The 24,537-nt window shown below is 63.3% G+C and carries 28 protein-coding genes; 15 read left to right on the top strand and 13 right to left on the bottom strand.

Annotated features, from left to right (window positions below):
- Positions 1 to 89: 89 nt before the first annotated feature.
- Complete coding sequence (locus BUC24_RS22270; RefSeq protein ID WP_073222151.1) at positions 90 to 992, bottom strand: LysR family transcriptional regulator; 903 nt, start codon at positions 990 to 992, stop codon at positions 90 to 92.
- A gap of 99 nt (positions 993 to 1,091) precedes the next feature.
- On the opposite strand from BUC24_RS22270, the gene BUC24_RS22265 reads away from it, so the two are divergent.
- Positions 1,092 to 1,586: a hypothetical protein gene (locus BUC24_RS22265; protein WP_073222148.1), complete on the top strand. Its 495-nt coding sequence runs from the start codon at positions 1,092 to 1,094 to the stop codon at positions 1,584 to 1,586.
- A gap of 1 nt (position 1,587) precedes the next feature.
- Here BUC24_RS22265 and BUC24_RS22260 read toward each other — a convergent pair whose 3' ends face one another.
- Positions 1,588 to 2,169: an NUDIX domain-containing protein gene (locus BUC24_RS22260; protein ID WP_229448558.1), complete on the bottom strand. Its 582-nt coding sequence runs from the start codon at positions 2,167 to 2,169 to the stop codon at positions 1,588 to 1,590.
- A gap of 32 nt (positions 2,170 to 2,201) precedes the next feature.
- On the opposite strand from BUC24_RS22260, the gene BUC24_RS22255 reads away from it, so the two are divergent.
- Positions 2,202 to 2,849, top strand: coding sequence for a hypothetical protein (locus BUC24_RS22255; protein WP_073222143.1), 648 nt, complete (start codon positions 2,202 to 2,204; stop codon positions 2,847 to 2,849).
- Between the two features lie 11 nt (positions 2,850 to 2,860).
- Positions 2,861 to 3,388, top strand: coding sequence for a hypothetical protein (locus BUC24_RS22250; RefSeq protein WP_073222141.1), 528 nt, complete (start codon positions 2,861 to 2,863; stop codon positions 3,386 to 3,388).
- 48 nt (positions 3,389 to 3,436) lie between these two features.
- On the opposite strand, the gene BUC24_RS22245 is transcribed toward BUC24_RS22250, so the two are convergent.
- Genes BUC24_RS22245 through BUC24_RS22225 form a run of 5 tightly spaced genes read right to left on the bottom strand, consistent with a single transcriptional unit; the run spans position 3,437 to position 7,050 of the window.
- On the bottom strand, positions 3,437 to 3,721 hold the full coding sequence (locus tag BUC24_RS22245; RefSeq protein ID WP_073222492.1) for a YkgJ family cysteine cluster protein: 285 nt from the start codon (positions 3,719 to 3,721) through the stop codon (positions 3,437 to 3,439).
- 21 nt (positions 3,722 to 3,742) lie between these two features.
- Positions 3,743 to 5,134: a multicopper oxidase family protein gene (locus tag BUC24_RS22240; RefSeq protein ID WP_073222138.1), complete on the bottom strand. Its 1,392-nt coding sequence runs from the start codon at positions 5,132 to 5,134 to the stop codon at positions 3,743 to 3,745.
- A 13-nt stretch (positions 5,135 to 5,147) separates the two neighbouring features.
- Entirely contained in the window at positions 5,148 to 6,539 is a 1,392-nt protein-coding gene (locus tag BUC24_RS22235; RefSeq protein ID WP_073222135.1) for a TolC family protein, read from the bottom strand.
- Positions 6,539 to 6,838: a hypothetical protein gene (locus BUC24_RS22230; RefSeq protein ID WP_073222132.1), complete on the bottom strand. Its 300-nt coding sequence runs from the start codon at positions 6,836 to 6,838 to the stop codon at positions 6,539 to 6,541. Before BUC24_RS22230 ends, BUC24_RS22235 begins: the two co-directional genes overlap by 1 nt.
- 14 nt (positions 6,839 to 6,852) lie before the next feature.
- Positions 6,853 to 7,050, bottom strand: a complete 198-nt coding sequence (locus tag BUC24_RS22225) for a heavy-metal-associated domain-containing protein (RefSeq protein WP_073222130.1) — start codon at positions 7,048 to 7,050, stop codon at positions 6,853 to 6,855.
- Positions 7,051 to 7,195: 145 nt separating this feature from the next.
- Here BUC24_RS22225 and BUC24_RS22220 point away from each other — a divergent pair, with 145 nt between their 5' ends.
- The 3 genes from BUC24_RS22220 to BUC24_RS22210 are packed head-to-tail and all read left to right on the top strand — an operon-like array spanning position 7,196 to position 10,371.
- Entirely contained in the window at positions 7,196 to 9,397 is a 2,202-nt protein-coding gene (locus tag BUC24_RS22220) for a heavy metal translocating P-type ATPase (RefSeq protein WP_073222127.1), read from the top strand.
- A complete protein-coding gene (gene cueR / locus BUC24_RS22215) occupies positions 9,397 to 9,828 on the top strand; it encodes a Cu(I)-responsive transcriptional regulator (RefSeq protein WP_143167629.1) in 432 nt (143 codons plus the stop codon). Before BUC24_RS22220 ends, cueR begins: the two co-directional genes overlap by 1 nt.
- Before the next feature lie 3 nt (positions 9,829 to 9,831).
- Positions 9,832 to 10,371: a hypothetical protein gene (locus BUC24_RS22210; protein WP_143167619.1), complete on the top strand. Its 540-nt coding sequence runs from the start codon at positions 9,832 to 9,834 to the stop codon at positions 10,369 to 10,371.
- Here the strand turns inward: BUC24_RS22210 and BUC24_RS27020 are convergent.
- The 4 genes from BUC24_RS27020 to BUC24_RS22195 form a co-directional block, all read right to left on the bottom strand.
- The gene (locus tag BUC24_RS27020) at positions 10,368 to 10,544 is read right to left on the bottom strand and encodes a hypothetical protein (RefSeq protein WP_178372604.1); all 177 of its coding nucleotides are present in this window, start codon (positions 10,542 to 10,544) and stop codon (positions 10,368 to 10,370) included. The genes BUC24_RS22210 and BUC24_RS27020 overlap by 4 nt on opposite strands.
- Before the next feature lie 68 nt (positions 10,545 to 10,612).
- Entirely contained in the window at positions 10,613 to 11,302 is a 690-nt protein-coding gene (locus BUC24_RS22205; RefSeq protein ID WP_083599095.1) for a transglycosylase domain-containing protein, read from the bottom strand.
- A gap of 87 nt (positions 11,303 to 11,389) precedes the next feature.
- Positions 11,390 to 12,073, bottom strand: coding sequence for a response regulator (locus BUC24_RS22200; RefSeq protein ID WP_218606533.1), 684 nt, complete (start codon positions 12,071 to 12,073; stop codon positions 11,390 to 11,392).
- Positions 12,074 to 12,081: 8 nt separating this feature from the next.
- Positions 12,082 to 14,202 (bottom strand): ATP-binding protein, encoded by a 2,121-nt coding sequence (locus BUC24_RS22195; protein WP_073222112.1) that lies wholly within the window; start codon positions 14,200 to 14,202, stop codon positions 12,082 to 12,084.
- A 228-nt stretch (positions 14,203 to 14,430) separates the two neighbouring features.
- On the opposite strand from BUC24_RS22195, the gene BUC24_RS22190 reads away from it, so the two are divergent.
- Positions 14,431 to 16,149, top strand: a complete 1,719-nt coding sequence (locus BUC24_RS22190; protein ID WP_073222110.1) for a S8 family peptidase — start codon at positions 14,431 to 14,433, stop codon at positions 16,147 to 16,149.
- On the opposite strand, the gene BUC24_RS22185 is transcribed toward BUC24_RS22190, so the two are convergent.
- Positions 16,146 to 16,847: a PEP-CTERM sorting domain-containing protein gene (locus BUC24_RS22185; RefSeq protein WP_073222107.1), complete on the bottom strand. Its 702-nt coding sequence runs from the start codon at positions 16,845 to 16,847 to the stop codon at positions 16,146 to 16,148. The two genes, BUC24_RS22190 and BUC24_RS22185, sit on opposite strands and share 4 nt — an antisense overlap.
- A 159-nt stretch (positions 16,848 to 17,006) precedes the next feature.
- Between BUC24_RS22185 and BUC24_RS22180 the strand changes: the two genes are divergently transcribed.
- From BUC24_RS22180 to BUC24_RS26390, 8 genes are all read left to right on the top strand, one after another.
- Entirely contained in the window at positions 17,007 to 17,657 is a 651-nt protein-coding gene (locus tag BUC24_RS22180) for a TetR/AcrR family transcriptional regulator (protein WP_073222104.1), read from the top strand.
- A 164-nt stretch (positions 17,658 to 17,821) separates the two neighbouring features.
- Entirely contained in the window at positions 17,822 to 18,475 is a 654-nt protein-coding gene (locus BUC24_RS22175; RefSeq protein WP_073222102.1) for a protein-L-isoaspartate O-methyltransferase family protein, read from the top strand.
- 3 nt (positions 18,476 to 18,478) lie between these two features.
- Positions 18,479 to 18,802: a rhodanese-like domain-containing protein gene (locus BUC24_RS22170; protein ID WP_073222100.1), complete on the top strand. Its 324-nt coding sequence runs from the start codon at positions 18,479 to 18,481 to the stop codon at positions 18,800 to 18,802.
- 63 nt (positions 18,803 to 18,865) lie between these two features.
- Positions 18,866 to 20,212 (top strand): TolC family outer membrane protein, encoded by a 1,347-nt coding sequence (locus tag BUC24_RS22165; RefSeq protein WP_073222097.1) that lies wholly within the window; start codon positions 18,866 to 18,868, stop codon positions 20,210 to 20,212.
- Positions 20,213 to 20,431: 219 nt separating this feature from the next.
- Positions 20,432 to 22,465, top strand: a complete 2,034-nt coding sequence (locus tag BUC24_RS22160; RefSeq protein WP_073222095.1) for a PAS domain S-box protein — start codon at positions 20,432 to 20,434, stop codon at positions 22,463 to 22,465.
- A gap of 13 nt (positions 22,466 to 22,478) precedes the next feature.
- Positions 22,479 to 22,865 (top strand): response regulator, encoded by a 387-nt coding sequence (locus BUC24_RS22155; protein ID WP_073222092.1) that lies wholly within the window; start codon positions 22,479 to 22,481, stop codon positions 22,863 to 22,865.
- Positions 22,862 to 23,185: an Hpt domain-containing protein gene (locus tag BUC24_RS22150; RefSeq protein ID WP_073222090.1), complete on the top strand. Its 324-nt coding sequence runs from the start codon at positions 22,862 to 22,864 to the stop codon at positions 23,183 to 23,185. The genes BUC24_RS22155 and BUC24_RS22150 overlap by 4 nt, the downstream gene beginning before the upstream one ends.
- Before the next feature lie 9 nt (positions 23,186 to 23,194).
- A complete protein-coding gene (locus BUC24_RS26390) occupies positions 23,195 to 24,010 on the top strand; it encodes a response regulator (protein WP_083599093.1) in 816 nt (271 codons plus the stop codon).
- Here BUC24_RS26390 and gloA read toward each other — a convergent pair.
- Positions 24,007 to 24,420 carry a lactoylglutathione lyase gene (gene gloA / locus BUC24_RS22140; RefSeq protein WP_073222087.1) on the bottom strand — a complete coding sequence of 138 codons (414 nt, stop codon included), beginning with the start codon at positions 24,418 to 24,420 and terminating at the stop codon, positions 24,007 to 24,009. The two genes, BUC24_RS26390 and gloA, sit on opposite strands and share 4 nt — an antisense overlap.
- Positions 24,421 to 24,537: the final 117 nt, after the last annotated feature.

The raw sequence follows: 24,537 nt of genomic DNA, 5'->3' as shown, positions 1-24,537 counted from the left end.
GCTTATCACGAGAGCGCTTTCGCCCACTTGTGACGGGTGAAGAAAAGGCCGGGTCGGCCCGATGCAGGTCTCCGATGAATCCATTTTGATTATTTTCTCGTCGCACCCTGCCAGTGGTTGCCATGCGCCAGCAACAGACTATGCAGGCGCGCCAGTTCACCCTCAAGCGCCAGGCCCTTGCGGTAAAACGTGTAAAAACGCATGGCAGGCAGTTGCGCCAGCGGCAGTGCGACCAGCGTGCGCGGAATGTTGCAGCAAGCATTGACCACCGCCACCCCGACCCCCAGGCTGACAAACTGCAGCATCAGTTCCCAGCCGCTGGCCTCCACCGCCACTTCCCATTCCACCCCGGCCGACTGCAACATGTGCGCCAGCATGTCGCGGTGCGCCGCGCCGGCAGGCGGCACCACGATTTTGCTGCCGGCCAGGTCGCTCAGCCGCACCGAACGCCGCCGCGCCAGCGGGTGGCCTCGCGGTACCACCAATACCTGGCCGACCGTGCTCAAGGCGTGCGCCTGCATGTCAGAAGGGACAGTTTCCAGCGGTGCAACGGCGATCTGCGCTTTGCCCGATCGAACGGCCTCCACTGCGCCGGCCCGATCAAGCGTCAGCAGCCTGACAGGCACGCTGGCCTTGGCCAGAAAGCGCTGCAGCGCCGGGCCAAGCAAATACTGATAGGCACCACTGCCGGCCGCCATCACAACCGGCTGATCCTCGGCGCCCTTGTGCAGTACCTGCAAGAATCCCTCGGTGCGGGCATGCAGGTCGCGGCCGTAGCGCGCCACGGCGTCGCCGTGCGCGGTCAGTTCCAGCTTGCGCCCGCTGCGCTGATACAAGGGCAGGTCAAGCTGCTCGCCCAGCTTGCGGATCTTGACGTGCAAGGCGGGCTGGCTGATGTGCAGCAGCCGCGCGGCCGTACTGAAATTCATCGACTCGGCAAAGACCGAAAACGATTGCAAGGCGTCGAGATTGATCCGCGAGAGGCGGTCCATATATAACTTCAGATTATAGGTTATGCAATTGTAATAGTTTCAAGATGGCACAGCAATGCCTACGATCCTGTCTATTCAAACAACAACAGGAGTAGTGAAATGAAACTAGGAATCGATATTGGCCGCGTGCTCATCAGCCCTGACACCCATGGCAAGCAGGACACGTCGTTCATCGGCGGCTCGCTCCAGGATGCGCTCGATACACCACCCTACGACGGCATGCTGGAAGTGGTGCCGGCGCTGGTGCAGCTGTTTGGCGGCCAGGTGTGGCTGGTCTCGAAGTGCGGGCCACGCGTGCAGGAAAAGAGCCGCTTGTGGCTGCGCCACCACCGCTTCTTCGAGCGCACCGGCATTGCGCCGGACAATCTGCGCTTCTGCCTGGAGCGGCCACAAAAGGCCGACCATTGCGCTGAACTGGGGATTACGCACTTCATCGATGACCGGCTCGATGTACTACAGCACCTGAACGGCATCGTGGCACACCGCTATCTGTTCGGGCCGCAGAAGAAGCAGCTCTCGGTGCAGGGCGTGGTTGCGGTGCCAGCCTGGGACCAGGCATTGGCTTTGATCGGAAACACGCTGGTGACGGCCTGATTTAGGCGGCAGTCTGCCTGCATTTGCGTAGAAAGCGTGCCATGTGGGGATCGCAGCGGTCGAACGGTACCTCGTCAAAGGCAAACCAGCCCACCGCGACAAATTCGCCGGCGTCGAAGCGGATCGCCTGATCGCGCTGCACGCGCACCTGGTACCACAGCGATACGTCGGTGTGGCCGGCAGTCAGGCCGACCGTGGTCGACGCGGTCAGCATCAAGGGCGGGCCGACCGGGTGCGGCATCGCAAAGCCCAGTTCTTCCTGCAGCTCGCGTTCGACTGTGCTGCGCGGATGCTCGCCGTCGTCGACATGGCCGCCCGTCGGCAGCCACAGTTGCGCATTGCGGTGGTCGGCCAGCAGCACATGGCTGCCGTCGTGGACGACAAAGTAAGACACCAGATGCTTTGGTGGCGTGGCGGGTTTGACCTGGCGGAACAGTTGGGCGCCAGAGTCAATCCAGGCCAGCGTGTCGTCGATTTGTGTTTGTTCAAGCGCGTCAACGGCGGCGATGGCTGCGACTTCGGCGCGCACAGCACTGCGGATGGCGCCGTCGCCAAGGGGCTGGTTGCATCGGCTATCATGCAAACTACTATCTGAATTCATGGCAAACACTATTCGTGGAAACGACTATCGTACCTGATGCGCATCTTGCACATCGGCACCTCGACGAACAATTCGAGCGGGAACTAGGCCGCAATCATCGGGGCGAGATCCCCGCCCACTTGCTTGAGCAGCTGGCGCGGTACTTTGACGCGCATGCGAATGACATGATGGTGACCTACTACGCGCGCAAGCTGCTCGACAAGTTTTGGCGCCGGCGCAGCCCGCAGAGGCGCGAGCGCATGCTGCGTGTGCTGTGTGCGAGTATCACGCACAAGGTCGTGCTGCTCGATTTTCTGTCCCGGATGAGGTGGCGCGATGCCGAATGGATGATCGTACGCGCGCCTGGCGACTGTTCAGTGTGGGAGGCAATTGCGCGCCAGGAGGGCTACACAAGGGCCAACAGCATTCACCGATATGCGCACCTGTTTTCGGAGGCAGAGATAGTCCGGGCTTACGATGCGGCGCAGGCGATGGCCAGCCCGTTCAGGGAGCGCTCGCTCGCTGCCATCTATCCGAGGGTCGATGAGGCTGCGAAGGATCGGATTCTCGCGGTGCTGTTGCAGGAATTGGCCGGCACATCGTGGGAAGCCGCGGCGCAGCTCAAGTGCATGTTCCATATGCTTGACCCAGAGCGCAGAACCAGGGTCGTGCAGGCATCCTGACGAAGTCCGGTGTGTCGGAGCGCGACCTCGCGTATCTGATCATCCGCAATGCACAGCACCTCGATCGTGCCTCTGGCCTGGCGCTGGCGGAACGCGCCAGGCGCTTTACGTTCAACTATTTCAGGAACCGCTGCATTTTGAAGTTGCGCGATCATGTGCCTGCGGCCGAAATCAAGGCGCTGTTCGACGAGTTCATGCACGACTTCCGAGCCCGCCCCGCTCAATCTGAACTGATCCACAACCTGTACCATTTCAGCGCGGTGTGTCCCGAGCTGCCGGCCAGCGAGGCGATCGATCTGGCACTTGAGAAGATCGCCATGCTTGACGATTCGGGAAAGGAAAGGTGGGCTGCTGGCGACAAGTACAATGAGTTGTCATTCCTTGCGCCCCTGTTGAGGGATGAACATCAGGCCCGTGCCTTTGCCATTGCGCAGTCAGTATGGGGAGGCCACCGGAACAATCTGCTATCGCGGCTGCGGCGCCATTTCTCGCAGCAGGATAATTTTTGTGAGTATCGTTATCCGGGGCTGACGGACTGAGCTGAGGTGCCATGGGTCCCCGCCTTCGCGAGGACGACGGGTGGTTTATTACCGTTCCACTGGTGCGGTCGCGCGCTCCAGCTCCGCCAGCCATCGCACAGCGTGTTCGCGGTCGTTCCCGCACATTTCTTTCGACGGCTGCAAGCCGCCGCAAAACGCTGGCCGTTCCGGCTTGCCAAAGATGGCACAGCCGTTGTCGTCCATCAGCTGAACGCAACGCACCCCTGCCGGTTTGCCGTTGGGCATACCCGGTATCGGCGAGGTAATCGACGGCGCGGTGCAGCAGGCGCCGCAGCCGGACCGGCAGCTCAGGGTGGTGGAAGTGTCGTTCATGCGATCAGTATACAGCGCCACTCAGTGCCCGTGATGGCCGCCCTTGGTCACCTTCAGCACGGGTTCGCCCGGCTTGGCGGCCATGCGCTCGGCGTCGGGCGCACGCGCCGGTGCTGGCGCGCCGACCGCCCCATCAGCCAGTTCGTAGGCGACCGTGCCGGCCGGGTGCTTGTACCAGCCCGGGTCCTTGTAGTCGCCGCGCGCCAGGCCTTTGCGGATCTTCATGGTGGTGAACATGCCGCCCATGCCAATGCCGCCAAACGGGCCGCTGCCGGTCATCATGGGCAGCGTGTTCTCTGGCAGCGGCATTTCCATCTCGGCCATGTCGGCCATGCCCTTGTCGCCCATGACCATGTAGTCGGGAACCAGCTTGTTGATCTTGGCCAGCACGTCGCGCTGGTCGACCCCGATCATGGTCGGCACGTCGTGTCCCATGGCGTTCATGGTGTGGTGCGATTTGTGGCAGTGGAAGGCCCAGTCACCCGGTTCATCGGCCAGAAATTCAATCGCACGCATCTGGCCGACCGCGATATCGGTGGTCACTTCCGGCCAGCGCGACGCGGGCGGCGTCCAGCCGCCGTCGGTGCCGGTCACGGTAAATTCGTGGCCGTGCAGGTGGATCGGGTGGTTGGTCATGGTCAGGTTGCCGGCACGGATGCGTACCCGGTCCCCCTGGCGCATCACCATCGGGTCGATGCCGGGGAAGGCGCGGCTGTTGAAGGTCCACAGATTAAAGTCGGTCATGGTGTTGACCTTGGGCGTGAAGCTGCCCGGATCGATATCGTAGGACGCCAGCAGGAAGCAGAAGTCGCGGTCCACGCGCATGAACTTCGGGTCTTTGGGATGGGTGATCCACAGGCCCATCATCCCCATCGCCATCTGCGTCATTTCATCGGCGTGCGGGTGGTACATGAAGGTGCCGGCGCGGCGCGCGACAAATTCATACACGAAGGTCTTGCCTGGATTGATGGGGGGCTGGGTCAGGCCGGTGACGCCATCCATGCCGTTCGGCAGACGCTGGCCATGCCAGTGCATGCTGGTGTGTTCCGGCAGGTGGTTGGTGACGAAGATGCGCACGCGATCACCTTCGACCACTTCGATGGTCGGTCCGGGCGACTGGCCGTTGTAGCCCCACAGGTGGGCTTTCATGCCAGGGGCGATTTCACGCACCACCGGCTCGGCCACGAGGTGAAATTCTTTGACGCCGTTGTTCATGCGCCAGGGCAGGGTCCAGCCATTGAGGGTGACCACCGGGTTGTAGGGGCGGCCCGTGGGCGGCACCAGCGGCGCCTGGGTGCTGGCGTGCTCCATTGTCACCACCTCGGGCAGTGAGGCGGCGCCCACGCGCGAGACTACCGCGCCCGTCACCGCTGCGGCGCCGGCAGTTTTAAAGAATCCTCTGCGTGAAACCATGGTCACTTCCTTGTCAATGTGAGGGCGCACTCGGCGCCGGTGCATCGGCGCGCAGGGTAGGGCCGGGCGTGCCGGCGCCACCGGTCAGGGCCGCCTGCAGGGCCGAGTCGGCGATCCAGAAATCGCGCTGCGCTTCGATCGCGGCGTTGACGCTGGCAACCTGCTCGCGGGCGTCGGCCAGCAGTTCGAAGACGCTGATCAGCATGCCGTTGTAGCGCAAGAGCTGCTCGTCGGAGATGCGTTTTTTGAGCGGTACCACTTCGTCGCGGTAGTGGCGCGCGATGTCGTAGGCGGTGCGGTAGCCGGAATACGCTAGCCGCACCTGCGAGCGGGCGTCGATGGCCATGCCGGCGGCGCGCTGCACGGCCTGCATGTACATGGCTTCGGCCCTGGCCACGCGTGCGCTGCCCCAGTCGAACAGGGGAATCTGCAGTTCGATTTCGTAGCCTGTGGTGCGAGCGCCGTCGGCCTCGCGGTTGCGCAGGTAGGACAAATCAAGCAAGTTGACGAAGCGAGTGGCGCGCGTTAGACCCAGGGATGCGGACAGGCCAGCCAGTTCCTTTTGCGCCATCAGGATGTCGAGCCGGTTGCGCATGGCATCGCCTTCGGCGTCCTGGATTTCGCGCGGTGCGGCCGGCAAATCGGGCAGACGCTCGGGCAGCTGGAATGCGATCGCGTCGCCCCACAGTCCCATCAGGCGCGTGAGGTGTTCGCGCTCCACCGTGCGTGCGTGGCGTGCGCGCGCCAGCTGGGCCACGGCGTCAGCGTAGAAGGCTTGTTCGCGTGCCTGTTGCAGGCGGCTCCAGTTGCCAGCCTGCGCCATGCGCTGGGCCAGTTCGGCACTGGCTTCGGCTGCGCTTTTCACTTGCTCCAGATAGAGCGCGCTTTGTTCGGCTGCCACGGCGCTATACCAGGCGCGCCGGGTTTCGTCGGCCACGCGCAGCACGTCGGCGGCGGTGCGCATCTGCGCCAGTTCGAAGCGGCGCGCCTCGAGTGGGCGCGCCAGCGGCATGGTCAGCAGGCCGATCACCGGCAGCATCAGCTGACGTTCGATTTCGACACCGTCGGCGCCGCGCACCCGGCCAAAGCTCAACACAGGATTTTGCAGACGCCCGCTTTGCACCAGGTCGGCCTCGGCAATGCCCAGTTCCGCGTAGCCGGCTTGCAGGGTACGGTTATTGAGCAAGGCGATTTCAACCGCGTGCTCGGGCGTGAGCGGCGTGGCCAGCAGCTCGGTGACGCGCTGCGCACGCGCTGCCGGCGCCACTGGGGGCAGGTTCTGGTTGCGCGCGGCGGCCAGGGCGCGCACCTGATCCTGCCCGCCGTCGGACGAGAACGAGGCGCAGCCGGCCAGCAGGACGGCGGCGATGGCCAGGGGCAGTGTGTGGCGTGCTTTGGTGCGCATTAGTGGCGGTGTCCTGCGTGCGGGTCGGGGCTTTTGTCAGCGGGTTTATCGGGCGCCTTCATGCTACCCATGTCGTGCCCGGCGTGGCCAGGCTGTTTGCCGATGGCGGCGTTGGTCTGCTTCCAGTCCTCGGCCTTGACTGCGGCATCGCTCTTGTAGCCGGCAAAGGCCGACACATACTGGAGCGCAGGGGCCGATGCGGCCGCGTCGAGCGGGTCGCTCGGGCGCGCCGGTGCGGCGCCAGCAGCGGCGCCGACTGCGCACAGAAGCAGGACGCCAAGCACGCGGGAGGGCAGCATCGCGACCGTCCGCATCAGGCCAGGATGGCGGGATAGCCGGCTGCCGTCAGGGCATCCACCACCGCCATCGGGGTGCTGCTGGTGTCGACTTGCACCATGTGGTGATGCATGTCGAAGCCGACCTGGGCGTTCGGGTCCAGCTGCTTCAAGGTTTTGGTAATGACGCCCGAACAATGACTGCAGCTCATATCGGGCACGTTCAAGGTAATCATGGTGCAGCTCTCCTGTGGAATATGCGTATTCTGGACTTTCCCACCGTGGGAAGGTCAAGCCCTAATCGCAGGCTGCGTGCGCGCTTGACCTTACTATAATGGGAAGGTCGATCATACTGTATCGGAGGTCTTACCGGAGTCGATTATGGGTACGATGGAAATTGATATTGCGCAGAAGACAGTCGAGACATCGCTCGATATCAGCGGCATGAGCTGCGCCGCCTGCGTGGGACGGGTTGAAAAAGCCTTGCGTGCGGTGCCAGGCGTGGTCGATGCCAGCGTCAATCTGGCTACCGAGCGCGCCACTGTCCATACGCGCCAGGGGGCCACCGAGGCACTGGTGGCAGCCGTGGCACAGGCCGGTTACAGCGCCGTGCCCTACACAGCCGAGACAGCGGCGGCACCCGCGAGCGCCGCCCGCGGCGGGCCGGAAACCTGGCAATTGCTTGTCTCTGCCGCACTCACGGCGCCGCTGGTGCTACCCATGCTGGCTGAAGCGGCGGGCATGCATCTGATGTTGCCCGCCTGGCTGCAGTGGCTGCTCGCGACGCCCGTGCAATTCTGGATTGGGGCACGCTTTTATCGGGGCGCATGGAACGCTTTGCGGGCCCGCAGCGGCAATATGGACTTGCTGGTGGCACTGGGCACCTCGGCCGCTTATGGCCTGAGCTTGTACCAGTGGCTGGGCGAGGGTGCCGGCCATCTGTATTTCGAAGCCGCGGCGGTGGTGATTACCCTGGTGCGGGTGGGCAAATGGCTGGAGCTGCGGGCGCGCCGCCAGACCACCGCAGCGATCCGCGCACTGCAGGCGCTGCGCCCCGACAGCGCCACGGTGCGCCGCGACGGCATAGCGCAGAGCGTGCCCATTGCCGCCTTGCGGGTGGGCGACGAGGTGCTGGTGCGTCCCGGCGAGCGCATTCCCATGGATGGCGAGGTGATCGAAGGGCAAAGCCACGCCGACGAATCCATGCTGACAGGCGAAAGCATGCCAATCGCGAAAGTGCCGGGCGCGCGCGTGATTGGCGGGGCCGTCAATGGGGAAGGGCTGCTGGTGGTGCGCGCCCAGGCCATCGGCGCCGAAACTGTACTCGCCCGCATTATTCGCGCGGTGGAGGACGCCCAGGCTGCCAAAGCGCCCATCCAGCGCCTGGTGGACCGGGTCAGTGCCGTGTTCGTCCCCACCATCGTGCTGATTGCGCTGGCCACCTTTGTGCTGTGGTGGACGGTGCAGGGGGACTGGCACCAGGCCATCATTCACGCCGTTGCCGTGCTGGTGATTGCCTGCCCGTGCGCGCTGGGGCTGGCCACGCCCACGGCCATCATGGCCGGCACCGGCGTGGCGGCCCGGCACGGTATTCTGATCAAGGATGCGGAAGCGCTGGAATTGCTGCACGACGTGCAAGTGGTGGCGTTCGACAAGACGGGAACGCTAACCGCCGGCAAGCCACGCCTGACTGCATGCGTGGCTGTCAATGGCCAGCATGACGTCATGCTGGGGCTGGCGGCCGCCGTGCAGCAGAACAGCGAGCACCCGCTGGCCCGCGCCGTGATGGCCGCTGCCCAGGCTGCGGGGCAACAGCCACGCGCGGCCACCGGCATGCAGGCCAGAGCGGGCTTGGGGGTGACGGCAAGCGTGGACGGTGTTTCGCTGGCTCTGGGCAACGCGCGCATGCTCGCCGGGGAAGGTGTGGCAACCAGCGCGCTGGCAGAGTCCGCCCAGGCGCATGAACAGGCTGGCGACACCGTGTCCTGGCTGGCGCAACTTGCGCCTGAAAGGAAATTGATCGGCATGCTGGCCTTTGGCGACAGCGTCAAGCCGGAAAGCGCTGCTGCCGTGGCGCGCCTGCAAGCGGCGGGCATACGGACGGTGATGCTCACAGGGGACAATGAAGGCAGCGCCCGCAATATCGCCGCCACCCTCGGCATTGACGAGGTACACGCACAGGTCATGCCAGAAGACAAGGCCGCGATTATTGCCGGCCTGCGTGCGCGCGGCCTGCGCGTGGCCATGGTGGGCGATGGCATCAACGATGCCCCGGCGCTGGCAGCGGCCGACATCGGCATCGCCATGGGCGGTGGCACCGATGTGGCCATGCACACGGCCGGGGTTACGCTGATGCGGGGTGATCCGCGCCTGCTGATGGACGCCATCGATATCTCGCGCCGCACCTACAGCAAGATTCGCCAGAACCTGTTCTGGGCGTTTATATTCAATGTCATTGGCGTGCCGCTGGCCGCATTTGGCTTGCTCAACCCCATGCTGGCGGGGGCGGCGATGGCATTTTCCAGCGTGTCGGTAGTCAGCAATGCGCTGCTGCTCAAACGCTGGACCCCGAAAGGAGCATGATGGACAGTCATTGCAATCAAGAGGTGCCGCAGCCGGGCTTGCACAATATCGGCCAGGCTGCCAAGGCATCGGGCGTGTCAGCCAAGATGATCCGTCACTACGAGGCGATCGGCCTGATCGAGGCGGCGCGCCGTACCGACGCAGGCTATCGCCTGTACAGTGAACGCGATGTGCAAGTGCTGCAATTTATCCACCGCAGCCGCGTGCTGGGCTTTTCGCTGGAGCAGATCAAGACCTTGCTGGCGCTGTGGCAGAACAAGCAGCGCGCCAGCAAGGATGTGCGCGCCATGGCGCGCCAGCACATCGCCGAGCTCGACGAAAAGATCGCGTCCATGCAAGCCATGCGCCGCACGCTCGAGCAGCTGGCCAAACGCTGTCACGGCGACGACCGGCCCGATTGCCCTATACTCGACGATTTATCCTTGGGCTAAGGTATGCGTTCCTTGCTGTTTTCGTTTGGCGGCCGCGTGGTCGCTTGCTGCGCCGGTACCTGGATTATTAATTCAACGCTGCGCGGTGTGGTGGACGACAAGGCAGCGTCGGTGCCGATCACGATTGTGCTGTCATCGGTACTGTGGTCGCTCTCGTTTGCCAAGTACGTCGTGCCAGCCCTGTCCGCGTTCAAGAACCGCGCGAAATACGACGCGCTCGCGCCCCTCAGCGGCATCCATTACGCCTTTGACAACCGGCGCGTGCGCCTGTATCTGCTGGCAGGCGTGATCTGGGTTGCCGCCGATGACGTGGCCGCCATTGTGGCGCCAGCGCCGGACGCGCGCGACATGCGCCTGCTGGGCGCCGACTACGGCCCCATTCCCGAGCGGCCCCTGCAGGGCTACACCGAGGCTGGCTTGCTGCGCTTGATGACTACGCGCAACGCCGTGCGCAAACCCAGTCATGACATGGTGCGTTTCAAGCACTGGCTGGAAACCGAGGCGTTTCCCAACCTGCGCCGCCTGCCTTCGTCGTCGTGCTAGTGGGCCCTGCCCGCGCCTGATTTTTTGCCGCCACCGGAAATTTTGTTTTCGGTGGCCCAGGCGCGCCGTTTGGCTTCCTCTTCGGGCACGCCTTTTTTCTCGTAACCTTCTTCGATATGCTGGACCTGGCGTTTCTGCTTGTCCGTGTACGCGCTTTTTTCACCTTTGGGCATGATGATCCTCCTTTGCTGTCATGCCAGCATAAACAGGATCGGCGCTGGCTGGCGCCCGCCTGAAGGCGTCATTTTGCGCAGGTCTTGAATTCCGTATCGAACACGCCGTCGGGATGGCAGCGTCCGGCCAGCACCGCCTCGACCCGGTGCAGGCGCGCTTCGAACGCGGCGCGCTGGCGCAGCGGGTGATACTGGTTGGGCGCCTTGATCATGCCCACCAGGCCGGCAAATTCCTGTTCGCTGGCCTGGGCCAGCGGTTTGCCCAGGTAGGCTTGCGCAGCCTCGGTCAGGCCGTGGATCTGGCGCCCCTCTTGCGTCCCCAGGTAGACGCTGGCCGCATACATGTCCAGCTGACGCTGCTTGCCGACCCTGGCGTCGAGCACCAGCGCCATCACGTCGCGCCCGATATCGACCTTTTTGCAGCAATTGAAAACGGCACGGTAGAAGCCTTGCATGGCGCCCTGCACGCCGTCCAGTGCGCCATGCATGAGGAACAGGTCGCGCGCCATGGCCGAGGTCAGCGTGGTCACGCCCTGGCCATCGGCAAGGCTGACGCCGTGATGGGTGAAAAAGGTGGGATCCTCAATCTGCAGCAATATGCTGCTCTGGCGTGGCGACAGCGTGTGGGCGGGCGCGGGAAAGGCAGCAAGCGAGGCGTCGAGCGCACTCCACGCCCACAGGGCCACCACGGCCAGGTAGGCAAGCAGCAAGCCAGGCAGCGCGAGCAAGCCGCGGCGAAACACAGGAGATAAGCGCATGGCAGGGACCGGACAAAGTCGGGTTTCCCGACGGAACTTGAAATGGTAGTACGCGCGACAACGCCTGACAAGCGCCAGCCGCGCCTTTCACGGCATGTCATCACTGAGCTGAAAACGATAGCCGATCCCATACACGGACACGATGCATTCCCTGTCGCCAATATACGGTTTGATTTTCTTGCGGATATTCTTGATGTGGCTGTCGACCGAGCGGTCGTTGACCGCGCGCTCCAGTATGTCTTTCGCGTCGAGCAAGCTGTCGCGTTCAAATACCCGCCCCGGCTGGGTCAGCAAGGTGCGAAACAGCCGGTATTCGATGCGCGACAGCGGCAGCGGCTCACCCTGCCAGCAAATGCATTGCGCCGCCTCATCGACCACAAAGCGTGCGAGCGGACGCTCGCTGTCAAACTGTCCTGCCGCGCGGCGCAACTGGGCCCGCACGCGCGCCACCACTTCGCGCGGACTGACCGGCTTGCATACATAATCGTCGGCGCCGATATCGAGCCCGCGAATGCGGTCGGCTTCGTCCACGCGGGCGGTGAGCATGATGATGGGAACGCTGGAAAATAGCCGCACGGCGCGGCACAGGGCCAGCCCGTCCAGTCCGGGCAGCATTACGTCCAGAATCAGCAGCGCTGGTGCCGCCTGGCGAATGTACTCGAGCGCGCGCTGGCCATCAGTGAAATGCATGGTCTGCAAGCCCTCGCGCTGCAGATAGGCGGCCAGCACCTGGGCCGGCTTGAGCTCATCTTCAACGAGCACGATTTCCATGGCGCCCTTCATGGTGCCGGGGGCGCCATGGGCAGCGCAATGCGGATGGCCAGGCCGCCCAGCGTGGACGGTGCGGCCGTGATCTGGCCGCCGTGGGCATGCACAATCGCCTGGCAGATCGACAGGCCCAGGCCGCTGCCCCCGGCACGCCGGCTGCGGGCGCTGTCGGCGCGGTAGAGCGGTTCGAACAACTGCTTTGCCTCGTCCGGCGCGATGCCGGGCGCGCTGTCCTGCAGCGTGATCGACAGTGTGTCCTGGTCCACCGCCAGTGCCAGCGCCACCTGTCCCGGCGCATCTGTGTAACTGATGCTGTTGTGAACCAGGTTGTCCAGCAGCTGGCCGATCCGTACCTGATCCCAGCGCACTTCCAGCGTGCCTGGCGGCATCGCCAGCGTGAATGCCAGGCCCCGCGCCCGCGCCTGATGTTGATAGTCATCCTGCTTTTTGATGAGCAGGGACCTCAGCTGCCAGCACGTGAAGGTGCAGGGCAGGGGCCGCAGATAGCTCAGCGCCACTTCATGCAAGTCCGAAACCAGCCGGGTCAGGCGCAGGACTTCTTCATGAATCGACACCACGGCGCGCCGGTTCAGGGGTTTCACGCCGTCGAGCAGGGCTTCGGTCTCGCACTGCAGGGAAAACAGCGGGATGCGCAGTTCGTGGCTGATGGCCGCAATCCAGCGTTTGCGCGCGCCATCCAGGCGCGCCAGCGCGGCCGCCATGGCGTTCACATTGCCCGCCAGCTCGGCCAGTTCAGGCACGCTTTCGGGCGCCAGACGCACCCCGAACTGACCGTCGGCAATGCGGCCCGTGGCGGTTTTTACCGCCGCCAGGAAAGCGCTGCGCTGGCGCGCCTCGTGCAACTGGGTGGTTTGCTGGGCTAGCTGGCGCACCATGTCGGCATTGTTGAGCGCCAGGGCGCTGTGGTAACGCTGTTCGAACGCTGTTTTTTCAAGCCGCAACAGGCGCAGCCGGTCTTGCTGGGCCACGCCCAGCAGCAGTAAGTCGGCGATAAAGGCCAGCTGGCAGTACACGAAATAGTTTTCATAACTCAGCTCGGCGTAGCGCACGCCCAGCATGCCGATTACCAGCGTCAGGTGATACACCACTTGCGCCACCAGATACCAGCGGGCAAAGCGGGCTTCCCGTCCCAGCGCGACGATGGCCACGATGGGGGCGATGCCATGCACAAAGACCAGGGCCGCGGTGAGCTGGACCACCGCCAGATGCCAGCCCAGCAGGCGCAGGGCAATGCCTGCCAGCGCCAGGACGATAAGTGCGACAAAAAACGCATCAAAACGCGGCATGTTGCGCCGGGTTTGCAGGAATTCGCGGGCGAACAGGCTGTTGCAGATGGTGACCAGCAACAGAAAAATCAGCAGCATGAAATTCGCGGTTTCGGGCTGATCGGTAAACACATACTCCGCCAGTTGGCCGTTGATGCCCAGCCATGACGCCAGCACCGCCAGCACGTAACAGGCGTAGATCAGACTGCTGCGGCGACGGTGGATCAGCCAGCTGCCGAAGCCGTACATCAGCAGCGCCAGTGGCACACCATAGAGTATGCCCAGCAAGAGCTGGTCGTTGGCGCTGGTGCGCAAAAAGCGCGTTTCGTCCGACAAGGCCAGCGTCAGGTGCATGGGCGAGGTCTCCTTGTTGCGCAGACGGATATAGATCTGCACCGTGTCGCCTGGTGCCGTGCTGTGACGCAAGCTGGCCATACGGTACGGCAGTTGCCGCTCGCTCAGCCGGGTGCGGTCGCCCCCGCGCGCGTGCGCCACTGGCACGCCCTGGCGCACCACCCAATAGTCAACATAGTCCGTCAGGGGCATGGGGTGGCGCAGGACCCAGGTAATGGGGGCCGCGGTGTCGTTGTGCAGCGAGGTCTGCAGCCAGTAGTCGCCTTGCTGAAAGCGTTGGTTGACGTCGCGCGGCTGCAGCGGCACAAAGCGCGCCGCAGGCGCGGCCATCACGTTCTCAAGGCTCAAGCTGCGTCCGGCATCGCGCAGGAAGCGCAGGCCCAGACCAGCGCCGGCGATGTCGCCCGACTGCCGCAGGCCGCTCAGGGGCACGGCATCGAGGGCGGCAGCAGGCACGCAGCAGCCCATCCAGATCAGGAACAGGGCAAGCATGAGCAGGCATCGGCGTGGCAGCAACATAGGGGCAAATCTGCGGCATCTTCCCGTCTTTTAAAGGAATCCGCAAGACCAGCTGTGGCATTTTGGCATCAATAACTGTGGAAGGAAAATTCCACAATGTTTACACATTTGCCTCGCATACTCCGGCCCCTACGACGCCACGCAAGCATGAACGTGCCGCGCTTTTTTTGACCAACGCGCCTATGTGCGCAGGAGACCTGTATGCATCGCCTATCCCGTTTTCACCTCGCCGTTTCTGCCACCTTGCTGGCGCTAAGCACCAGCCTGGCAGCGGCCGCGCCGCCCGCGCGCATCCTTTCCATCGACGAACTGCGCAGCATGGAAGGCAGCGAGCGCTTTGACCGCAGCCGCCTGATCGTCAAGTTTCGCCCTGACGCGACCGAGGCCGACAAGGAACAAGCCATGCGCGCCATTACGCCGCAAGGCCACCGCCGCATGAACATAGCGCGCGAGCGTGGCACGCGGCGCGGCACCGACCGCTACCAGCTGGTGCATCTGAACCGGCTGTGGAGCGTGCCCAGCGCGATTGCCCAGCTGCGCCGCAATCCGGTAATTGAAGATGTGCAGCCGGACTGGATGCTCAGCCTGCAGGACGGCCCGCCGGCGAACGACCCGGCCTTCAGCAGCCTGTGGGCCATGCAGGGCGCCAGCACCACCCCGGCCCACCCTTACGGCACCGGCGTGGCCGCCCTGTGGCAGCAAGGCTACTCTTGCATGAGCACGCAGCCTGTGTACGTGGCCGTGCTCGACACTGGCGTGCGCACCACGCATGAGGATCTGAAGGCCAACATCTTTGCCAACCCGGGCGAAGTGGGCGGCGACGGTATCGACAATGACGGCAACGGCTTTATCGATGATGCCAAGGGCTGGAATTTTTACGCCCACACCAATAACGTGGAAGACGACCATTCGCACGGCACCCATGTGGCCGGCACCATCGCTGCGCGCCACAACAATGGCCTGGGCGTGGTGGGCATTTGTGGGGACGGCGGCGCCCGAATCATTCCGATCAAGGTGTGCAGCAGCGGCGGCAGCTGCCCCAGCAGTGCCGTGCTGGAAGCGCTCAGCTATCTGGTGGACCTGAAAACCCGGCGCGGCGTCAATGTGGTGGCGGTCAACCTGTCGCTCGGTGGTTTGTCCGATACGGTCAACAACAATGGCATTGAATATTTCCAGGCCGCGCGCGACGCCAACATCATGGTGGCGGCTGCTGCCGGCAACAATGGCGCCAACACGGACGGCAAGTTCATGTGGCCGGCCAACCTGGATGTGGAAAACATCATTTCAGTGGGCAACCTGAAGCAGGATGGCACTTTGTCATCCACCTCCAACTTCGGCGTCAGCTCAGTCGACATTGCCGCCCCCGGTACCGGCATCTATTCCACGGTGATTGCGTCCGACAGCGCCTACAGCTGGAAAAACGGCACCTCGATGGCGTCGCCGCATGTGGCCGGCGCACTGGCCTTGTACCGCACCCTGCACCCGGCTGCCGGGGTCCAGGAAACGCGTGCCGCACTGCTGTCGAGCGCGGCCGTGGAACCTTTGTTGGAAGGCAAAGTCGCAGGGGCACGGCGGCTGGACCTGTCGCACTGGGCGTGGGGAAAGAACACCAGCTTCCAGACCCAGTGCGGCACCAACCTGACGCGCAAGACCACCTTCTGGCTGCGCACCACGGCGTACAGCGACGCGGGCATGCGCAACCCGCTGCGCCAGACGGGTGTGGCGCTGACGGCGTATAACGCCCAAGGCGCGCTGCTTGGCAGCTATGTCGGCAAAACCGATCTGAATGGCCAGATGCTGTGGCCCTTCAGCGGCTCGACCACCCCGTGGGGTACCCAGTTCTCGGTCACGGTGCGCACGGACGATGGCGGCAGCCGCAGCTACAGCAGCGCCGAACTGGGCTGCTACGCGCGCGGTTAGCGCGTATGTCGCTGGCGCTGGCGTGCCATGCCCAGGCCCACTCCCAGGCCGAGCAAGGCCAACGCCAGCGTGCCCGGTTCCGGCACCGCGTTCACGCCTTCCCAGCGTAGCCATTCCGGAAACGCGTCAATCCCCGTTTCGACGCCATCGTAGCCGCGCACCCAGAATCCGGTGTGCGCCATGTAGCCGCTCAGGCCGCTCAAATTCTGCTGCTGCGCAAAGTCGACACTGGACAGGAAGGCCGGGTTGTCATCGGCGTAGTCGGCATTGGCATTGACCATCAGGTCGTCCTGCAGATTCTGACCGTAGCCGTGCACGCCCATAAAGCTGAGCGGAAAGCGCGGCCCGCCTGCCGAGTTCCACATATTGACTTCGCCAATGCCAAAGCCAATGTCCCAGGCATAGGTCTGGCCTTCGACCGTCATGGTGCCGTGTACCTTGACCGGTCCGTAGATGGTCAAGCGGGCGTTCACGCCAGTGCTGCGCTCGCGCACGTCCAGCAGGTCGGTGTCGATGGTGAGTGTTTGGGTGTACGCCTTGCCAGTGAGGTCGCGCCCGGCTTTAAACAGGTTGCGGTCGTCGATACCACCGTAAATGGTGCCACCAGAGCTGAGGGTGACCATGGTGGCCTGGGCTTGGGAGATGGCTGCGCAGCTGAGCGCCAGGGCAAGTGCGCAGCGGGGGAAGAAGATCGGCATGGCAAGGTTGGGGCGTGCCCGGTAGTTGTAAACACGACCATATTATCTGAATTGAAATATAAGGACGCGCGCGTGCACGCGCCGCCCCGGTCTTGCCTTGACGTACTTTGCCCCTCAGTCTATATTAATGACTCGCAAGTAAGTTATCGGAAGCCACGCATGCAATGCCCGTTTGAGATGAAACCGCGCTGGGAGCGCCGCAAGGATGCGCGTCCCCAGGAACTGCTTGCCGCCGCCCTTGACCTGTTTGTCGAGCGCGGCTACGCCTCGACCCGGCTGGAAGACGTGGCCAAGCGCGCTGGGGTGTCGAAAGGCACCCTGTATCTGTACTTCACCAACAAGGAAGAGCTGTTCAAGGCCGTGGTGCGCGAAAACATCGTGCCCGCCCTGGGGGAAGCCGAAGACATCATTTCCACCTTCGAAGGCCATTCGGCCGAACTGCTGCGCTGCGTGGTCATGGGCTGGTGGGAGCGCCTTGGCGCCACCAAGGCTTCCGGCATCATCAAGCTGGTGATGGCCGAAGCGGGCAATTTCCCCGATCTGGCCCTGTTTTACCAGGAAGAAGTCATCTCCCGCAGCACCAATATGATGGCCGGGATGTTCGAGCGGGGCGTGGCGCGCGGCGAATTTCGCCCGATCGACGTGCGCGTCATGACCCAGGTCCTGATTGCCCCCATGCTCATGCTGATCACCTGGAAGCATTCGGTGGGGCCCTGCTCTGATGAGCAGAGCGATCCGATGGTGTTCCTGGAAGCCTTCCTCGACATGGCGCTGAACGGCTTGCTGCCCCCACCGGCCAAGCCGGCCTGATGCTGCTCTAAAACGTCAGATCGGCAATTTCAGGGGTTCATTCCCTCAAAACTGCAGACTGTCGCAATTTCCCGCGTTATCGGGCCCCGGATCGTTAAGATGTGCGTACTGGGGCCGTTCAACGATAAAATATCGGATTATCATTTTCTCACCGAGACCATACGATGAATATCGAACAAGCCCGCTTTAACATGATTGAACAGCAGATCCGCCCCTGGAACGTGCTTGACCAGGACGTGCTGGACCTGCTGCTGGTAGTCAAGCGCGAGGACTTCGTTCCGGCCGAGCACAAGGCACTGGCCTTCGTCGATAGCGAAATCCCGCTGCCGGGTGGTGAGGCGATGTTTACGCCCAAGCTCGAAGCGCGCCTGATGCAGGAAGTACTGGTCAAGAAGCACGAACATGTATTGGAAATTGGTGCCGGTTCAGGTTACATGGCGGCGCTGCTGGCGCACAAGGCGCGCCACGTCACCACGGTGGAAATCAAGCCGGAACTGAAGGCGCTGGCCGAGGCCAATCTGGCGCGTGCCGGTTTCACCAACGTGACGGTGGAACTGGGCGATGGCGCCCAGGGCTGGAGCAAAGGTGCGCCGTATGACGTGATCGTCATTTCCGGTGGCCTGGAAAGCGTGCCGGAGGCCTTCCTCAAGCAGGTCAAGGTGGGCGGCCGGATTGCCGCCATTGTGGGGCAAGCGCCGGTCATGTCGGCCGAGCTGATCACCCGCGTATCGGAAACGGCGTACGACACGGTCAAGGTATTCGAGACCAACGTCAAGCCGCTGGCCAACGCCGTGACCGCATCGCGTTTTACGTTTTAAGCGATGCAGCACCTGACCGCTCCGGAGTTGGCCGCCTGGCTGGCCGACCCCGCACGCAAGCAGCCGATGCTGCTGGACGTGCGTGAAAATTGGGAATTTGAAACGTGCAAGATCCCAGGCTCGACCCAGATCGTGATGAACACGATCCCGGCGCGCATCGAGGAACTGGACGAGGATGCCGAGATCGTCTGCATCTGCCACCACGGCGCGCGCAGCATGCAAGTGGCGGCTTTTTTGGAACGCAACGGTTTTGGCAAGACGTTTAATTTGACAGGCGGTATCCACGCCTGGGCTGTGCAGGTCGACAGCGACATGCCCAAGTATTAAGTGCCAGCTGGCAGGGCGTGCGCTGTTTTACACTTTACGATGATGACTCCCATGGAGAATGCAATGCAGAAATCCTTACTCGCCGTGCTGATGGCCAGCGCATTTTGCTCGATGAATGCACAGGCCGCTGACCTGATTCAGGTCTACCAGCAGGCATTGGCCAACGATGCCACGTATGCAAGCGCACGCGCATCGCTGGCTGCAGGTAAGGAGCGCGTACCCCAGGGGCGCGCCAATCTGCTGCCCACGGTCAGTCTGAGTGGTGGCGTCACGAAGAACGAGTCGGACGGCTCGCCATGGAATGAAGGCCAGATCGTCAATGGTGTGACTGTGCTGGGCAGTAATGTCGACACCCGCTCCACCAACCATACGCTGACGCTGCTGCAGCCGCTGTTCCGTTGGGCCAACTGGCAGACCTATCAGCAGAGCAAGCTGCTCGAAGCCATTGCAGAGGCCCAGTTCGCCCAGGCCCAGCAGGATTTGATTACCCGTGTCTCGCAAGCCTACTTCGACGTGCTGGCCGCGCAGGACACGCTGGAACTGTCGCAGGCACAAAAAACCGCCACCACCGAGCAGCTCGCTTCGGCCAAGCGCAATTTCGAAGTCGGTACCCAAACCATCACCGACACCCACGAAGCGCAAGCGGCCTACGATCTGGTGGTGGCGCAGGAATTTGCCGCCATCAATGACCTGGAAAACAAGCGCAGCGCGCTGCAGGCAATTATCGGCACCGTGCCAGGAACCTTGGCCCCGCTCAAGCCAGGCGTGCAGCTGGCTGCGCCTGAACCGGCCCAGATCGAGCCATGGGTGTCGTCGGCGGAGCGCCAGAATTATGGCGTGGTCAGCTCCGAGCTGGCTTACGAATCGTCCAAGCGTGACATCGAGAAGAACCGCGCTGGCCACTATCCCACGCTCGATCTGGTGGCCAACGCCAAACGCGACAAGGTCAGCGGCCAGATGAACGGCATATCGGGCACCAGCACCAACAAGGCCATCGGCATCCAGTACAGCGTGCCCCTGTTCAGCGGCTTTGGCGTGACCAGCCGTGTGCGCGAATCGATCGCCCTGGAAGACAAGGCCCGCAACGACCTGGAAGCGACGCGCCGCAACGCGGCCAACGGCGCCCGTCTGGCCTACCTGGGTGTGAACAGCGGGCTGGCGCAGGTCAAGGCGCTGCAGGCGGCGGAAGTATCGAGCACCTCGGCACTGGAATCGAACAAGCTGGGTTACCAGGTTGGCGTGCGTATTAACATCGACGTGCTCAACGCGCAGCGCCAGCTGTACGTGACGCGGCGCGACCTGTCGCGTGCCCGCTACGACACCATCATGAATGGCCTGCGCCTTAAATCGGCCGCCGGTTCGCTGCGCGAAGCGGATCTGGAACCGGTCAACAATCTGCTGGCCAAGTAACAGTACGGCAGTCACGACATCGTCCTCGCGGAGGTGCCGGCGCATGCGCCGGCCCCATAGCCACCTCAACGCAGAGAAAGAAGGCCTTCTAAGCGTTAGCGTGCTATGGGTCCCCGCCTTCGCGAGGACGATGTTGTTGCATTTCAGCACTGTGAACCAAGCAAGGAGCAATTTCACGATATAGTTATCGTCTGAAATGCCGACTCCGGGAACACCACCTTGCTAGCCCCACCCGAACCTGCCGACGAGATCGACCGCATCGCGGCCCTGTGCCGGCTGCACGTGCTTGACACCCCGGCCGACGACCGCTTCGACCGCATCACCCGCATTGCGCAGCGCCTGTTCCATGTGCCGATCGCGCTGGTATCGCTGGTTGACGGCGAGCGCCAGTGGTTCAAGTCGCGCGCCGGGCTGGGGACCCAGGAAACCCCGCGCAACATCTCGTTTTGCGGCCACGCGATCCTGGAAGAGCGGCCTTTCATCATCCACGATGCGCTGGCCGATCCGCGTTTTGCCGACAACCCGCTGGTCACCGGTCCGCCCCATCTGCGCTTCTACGCCGGTATTCCGATTCACGAAGCAGGCGGCTGGCGGGTGGGCACCCTGTGCCTGATCGACACCTCGCCGCGCGCGTTTTCGGTGGCCGACGTGGCCGCACTCAAGGATCTGGCGCGCTGGGCCGAAACCGAGCTCAATCTGTATTCGCTGGAGCAGGCCACCGCCATCACGCGCGAAAAGGAAGCGCGCCTGCAAGCGATTGTTGAACACGCGGGCGACGCCATTGTCACCATCGACGATGGCGGCATGGTCGAAACCTTCAACCCCGCCGCCCAGCGCATGTTCGGCTACCGCGCCGACGAAGTGGTGGCCCGGCCGGTGGCCGCGCTGGCGGCGCGCCACTACCGCGATACCATCACCCAGATGGTGACCGCCATGGCGCGCGATGGCCTGACCGGCACCGGTCCGGCCAACCGCCAGGTATTTGCCCAGCGCCGCGACGGCAGCCGCTTCCCCGCCAATCTGGTGGTCAGCGAAATGCGGATCGGGCAGCGGCGCGCCTTCACTGCCCTGGTGCGCGACATTTCGGAGCGGCGCCGCTCGAGCGATGACATCAAGCGCCTGAACCGCCATCTGGCCGAAACGCTCGGGCTGCAGCAAGCCATTTTGGACAGTACCGACTACGCCATCATTGCCGTCAATTCGCTGGGACAGGTGACCATGTTCAATGCGGGCGCGCAGCGCATGCTGGGCTACACCGAAGCGGAAATGCGGACCCAGGACAAGCTGCGCGTGCTGCACGATCCGGCCGAGCTGGCCGCGCGTGTCGCGCAGCTGTCGCAGGAATTGAATCGCCCGATTCGCGCTGGCGCCGAAATGTTCATTGCAAAAGCGCTGGAAGGAAAGCGGGATGACAGCGAATGGACCTACATCCGCAAGGATGGCACGCGCTTGCCGGTGATGCTGTCGGTCAGCGCGGTCTGGGATGAGCGGCACGAGCTGGCAGGGTTTGTCGGCATTGCCCAGGACCTCAGCGAGCGCAAGAAAATCGAGCAGCTGAAAAACGAATTCATTTCGACCCTGTCGCACGAATTGCGCACGCCCTTGACCTCGATCCGGGGCTCGCTTGGTTTGCTGGCCGGCGGCGCTGCCGGCGAGATCCCGCCCAAGGCGCACACCCTGCTGGACGTCGCCAACAAGAATTGCGACCGCCTGGTGCGCCTGATCAATGACATTCTCGACGTCGAAAAAATCGAGTCCGGCAGCATGCGCTTTGACGCCGTGGTGCAGCCCTTGCTGCCCCTGGTCGAGCAAGCCGTTGCTGCCACCACCGCCTACGCCAACAACTACCAGGTCAGCTTCGACGTGCGCTCGGACCGGGGCGATATCTACGTGGCGGTTGATGCCGACCGCCTGACCCAGGTGATTGTCAACCTGCTGTCGAACGCCTCCAAGTTTGCCCCGTCTGGCGACGTGGTCGAAGTGCGGCTGCGGCGCCGTCAGCACAGCGTGCGCCTGTCGGTGATTGACCATGGCGTCGGCATTCCGGACGCCTTCCGTGACCGCATCTTCCAGAAGTTCGCCCAAGCCGATGGCACCGACAAGCGTGCCAAGGGCGGCACCGGACTGGGACTGAACATCACGAAAGCGATCGTCGAGAAGCATTGCGGTACTATCGACTTCATCAGCGAACCGGGCATCCGCACCGAGTTCTATTTCGACTTGCCCCTGGCGAGCGCACCGCACGCCGCATGACACCGGAACGACCATGAGTGAACTCAATTTTGTGCTGTACGTGGAAGACGACCCGGACATCCAGATGGTGGCCCAGATGGCACTGGAAGTGGTGGGCGGGCTGGCGCTGCGCGCCTGCAGCTCGGGGCGCGAAGCGGTGGATGCAGCCCAGGCTTGCCAGCCCGACCTGATTTTGCTCGACGTGATGATGCCGGACATGGATGGCCCGACCACCCTGGCTGCGCTGCGCCAGCTGCCCGGCACGGCGAACACGCCCGTGATCTTCATGACGGCCAAGGTGCAGGCAGCCGAAGTGGCGCACTACAAGACCCTGGGCGCCATTGGCGTCATTGCAAAGCCCTTCGACCCGATGCAGCTGGCGCAGCAGGTGCGTCAGCTGTGGCAAGAGGCCGGGCTGTGAGCGCGCCCGACTTGCAAGGCAAGGTCGACCTGATGGCCAAGCTGTTCCGCGGGCGCTTGCCGGTGCGTTTCGAAAAAATGAACGAAGCACTGGCGGCCTGCCAGGCCGGTGCGGCCGATCCGCAGGCCGGCCTGACCGAATTGCACCGCCTGCTCCATTCACTGGCGGGCGCGGCCGGCACCTTTGGCCTCGATGGCCTGGGCCAGCAGGCCAAGGAAATTGAACATCAGGTCGCTGCCTTGCTGGCCAATGGCCAACACAGCGATGCCGACCTGGCCCGCATCGGGCAGGCATTGCATACACTACAAAGCAAAAACTAGAGAGGCACCATGGATAAGTCGCTTATTTACAGCAAGACCGCAAAGGGCATGAGCGAGTTCATGTCGGGCGGAAAAAGCCTGCCGCGCGAACAGGCGCGCATTCTGTCGCTGATCAACGGCAAATCGAGCATTGGCGATCTGGAAGCGAGCGGGGCTCTGCTTGAAGGAAAGTATGCCCCGGCCATCGAGGGCCTGCTGGCACTCGGTCTGATCCGCATTTTCGAGCACGCCAAGTACCGCGACAACACCGTCGAATGGACTGCCGGCGCCGGCGGCGATGGACAGGACGAGTCGGACATCCTGCCTTCCATCGTGGTGGAAGAATTGTCGCCGCAGGAAAGCGTGCAGATCTGGGCCCAGGCCAAGCGTGGGGCCAGCGAATTGAAATCTGCCGGTTTCTATTCGTACGGTAACAAGGGCGCGCTGGCACTGCTCGGCGGCGAAGTCGGGATGCGCGCGCTGGTGGTGGAAGACGACGAGGAACTGGCCGAACTGCTGGTGGTGCTGCTGTCGGAAAAAGGCATGCTGGTCGAGGTGGCGCCGGACGTGCCGGCCGCGCTGGCCGCCATCCACGAAGGTGCGGCACCCGACGTGGTGCTGCTCGACATCGTGCTGCCTGGCCAGGCCGGCAAGGATGGCTTCGACGTGCTGGCTTACATCCGCCGTCAGCCAAGCTGGGCCAAGGTACCGGTGATCATGGTGACGTCCGAGGTGTCGGACGACCAGGTGATGAAGGGCCTCAAGGCAGGCGCAGACGGCTATATCTTCAAGCCGTTCAAGTGGGAAGCGCTGTACGCCTGCATCAAGGAAACCGTGGGCATTTAACCCAGGCCGGTACCGCCGCGCACGCCACCTTTGCGTTCGATCAGCTCGATCTTGTAGCCGTCCGGATCGGTGATAAAGGCGATGACGGTGGTGCCGCCCTTGACCGGACCTGGCTCGCGCGTGACGTTGCCGCCATTGGCGCGCGCCGCGTCGCAGGCAGCGACGATGTCGTCGGCTGAAATGGCAATGTGGCCGTAAGCCGTGCCCAGTTCATACTTGTCCACGCCCCAGTTATAGGTCAGTTCCAGTTCCGCGTGGTCCGGATTGCTGCCGTAGCCGACAAAGGCGAGCGTGTATTTATATTCCGGGTTGTCGCTGGTGCGCAGCAGCGTCATGCCCAGCACCTTGGTGTAAAACTCGATCGAGCGCTGCAGGTCGCCGACCCGGAGCATGGTGTGCAGGATGCGCATCGTTGGTCCTTGAAAGAAGCGAAAGATGCGATTCTAGCGCAAGACGGCGAATGAAGAAGATAGGGGAAGTGAAGCAGTCGTTACATCGTCCTCGCGCAGGCGGGGACCCATACCACG

It is taken from the genome of Massilia sp. CF038, from assembly GCF_900129765.1.
Lineage (GTDB): Bacteria > Pseudomonadota > Gammaproteobacteria > Burkholderiales > Burkholderiaceae_D > Telluria_A.
The sequence above is the reverse complement of the archived record's forward strand: the minus strand, read 5'-3'. Positions and strand labels throughout refer to the sequence as shown.

What these genes read in the sequence shown, in the direction of transcription:
- BUC24_RS22185 (WP_073222107.1), bottom strand. Translation starts at nt 16,847, where the DNA reads ATGCCGATCTTCTTCCCCCGCTGCGCACTTGCCCTGGCGCTCAGCTGC.
- BUC24_RS22270 (WP_073222151.1), bottom strand. Translation starts at nt 992, where the DNA reads ATGGACCGCCTCTCGCGGATCAATCTCGACGCCTTGCAATCGTTTTCG.
- BUC24_RS22205 (WP_083599095.1), bottom strand. Translation starts at nt 11,302, where the DNA reads ATGCGCTTATCTCCTGTGTTTCGCCGCGGCTTGCTCGCGCTGCCTGGC.
- BUC24_RS27020 (WP_178372604.1), bottom strand. Translation starts at nt 10,544, where the DNA reads ATGCCCAAAGGTGAAAAAAGCGCGTACACGGACAAGCAGAAACGCCAG.
- cueR (WP_143167629.1), top strand. Translation starts at nt 9,397, where the DNA reads ATGGACAGTCATTGCAATCAAGAGGTGCCGCAGCCGGGCTTGCACAAT.
- BUC24_RS22210 (WP_143167619.1), top strand. Translation starts at nt 9,832, where the DNA reads ATGCGTTCCTTGCTGTTTTCGTTTGGCGGCCGCGTGGTCGCTTGCTGC.
- gloA (WP_073222087.1), bottom strand. Translation starts at nt 24,420, where the DNA reads ATGCGCATCCTGCACACCATGCTCCGGGTCGGCGACCTGCAGCGCTCG.
- BUC24_RS22265 (WP_073222148.1), top strand. Translation starts at nt 1,092, where the DNA reads ATGAAACTAGGAATCGATATTGGCCGCGTGCTCATCAGCCCTGACACC.
- BUC24_RS22220 (WP_073222127.1), top strand. Translation starts at nt 7,196, where the DNA reads ATGGGTACGATGGAAATTGATATTGCGCAGAAGACAGTCGAGACATCG.
- BUC24_RS22225 (WP_073222130.1), bottom strand. Translation starts at nt 7,050, where the DNA reads ATGATTACCTTGAACGTGCCCGATATGAGCTGCAGTCATTGTTCGGGC.
- BUC24_RS22180 (WP_073222104.1), top strand. Translation starts at nt 17,007, where the DNA reads ATGCAATGCCCGTTTGAGATGAAACCGCGCTGGGAGCGCCGCAAGGAT.
- BUC24_RS22230 (WP_073222132.1), bottom strand. Translation starts at nt 6,838, where the DNA reads ATGCTGCCCTCCCGCGTGCTTGGCGTCCTGCTTCTGTGCGCAGTCGGC.
- BUC24_RS22175 (WP_073222102.1), top strand. Translation starts at nt 17,822, where the DNA reads ATGAATATCGAACAAGCCCGCTTTAACATGATTGAACAGCAGATCCGC.
- BUC24_RS22240 (WP_073222138.1), bottom strand. Translation starts at nt 5,134, where the DNA reads ATGGTTTCACGCAGAGGATTCTTTAAAACTGCCGGCGCCGCAGCGGTG.
- BUC24_RS22155 (WP_073222092.1), top strand. Translation starts at nt 22,479, where the DNA reads ATGAGTGAACTCAATTTTGTGCTGTACGTGGAAGACGACCCGGACATC.
- BUC24_RS22235 (WP_073222135.1), bottom strand. Translation starts at nt 6,539, where the DNA reads ATGCGCACCAAAGCACGCCACACACTGCCCCTGGCCATCGCCGCCGTC.
- BUC24_RS22170 (WP_073222100.1), top strand. Translation starts at nt 18,479, where the DNA reads ATGCAGCACCTGACCGCTCCGGAGTTGGCCGCCTGGCTGGCCGACCCC.
- BUC24_RS22245 (WP_073222492.1), bottom strand. Translation starts at nt 3,721, where the DNA reads ATGAACGACACTTCCACCACCCTGAGCTGCCGGTCCGGCTGCGGCGCC.
- BUC24_RS22200 (WP_218606533.1), bottom strand. Translation starts at nt 12,073, where the DNA reads ATGGAAATCGTGCTCGTTGAAGATGAGCTCAAGCCGGCCCAGGTGCTG.
- BUC24_RS26390 (WP_083599093.1), top strand. Translation starts at nt 23,195, where the DNA reads ATGGATAAGTCGCTTATTTACAGCAAGACCGCAAAGGGCATGAGCGAG.
- BUC24_RS22165 (WP_073222097.1), top strand. Translation starts at nt 18,866, where the DNA reads ATGCAGAAATCCTTACTCGCCGTGCTGATGGCCAGCGCATTTTGCTCG.
- BUC24_RS22195 (WP_073222112.1), bottom strand. Translation starts at nt 14,202, where the DNA reads ATGCTTGCCCTGTTCCTGATCTGGATGGGCTGCTGCGTGCCTGCTGCC.
- BUC24_RS22190 (WP_073222110.1), top strand. Translation starts at nt 14,431, where the DNA reads ATGCATCGCCTATCCCGTTTTCACCTCGCCGTTTCTGCCACCTTGCTG.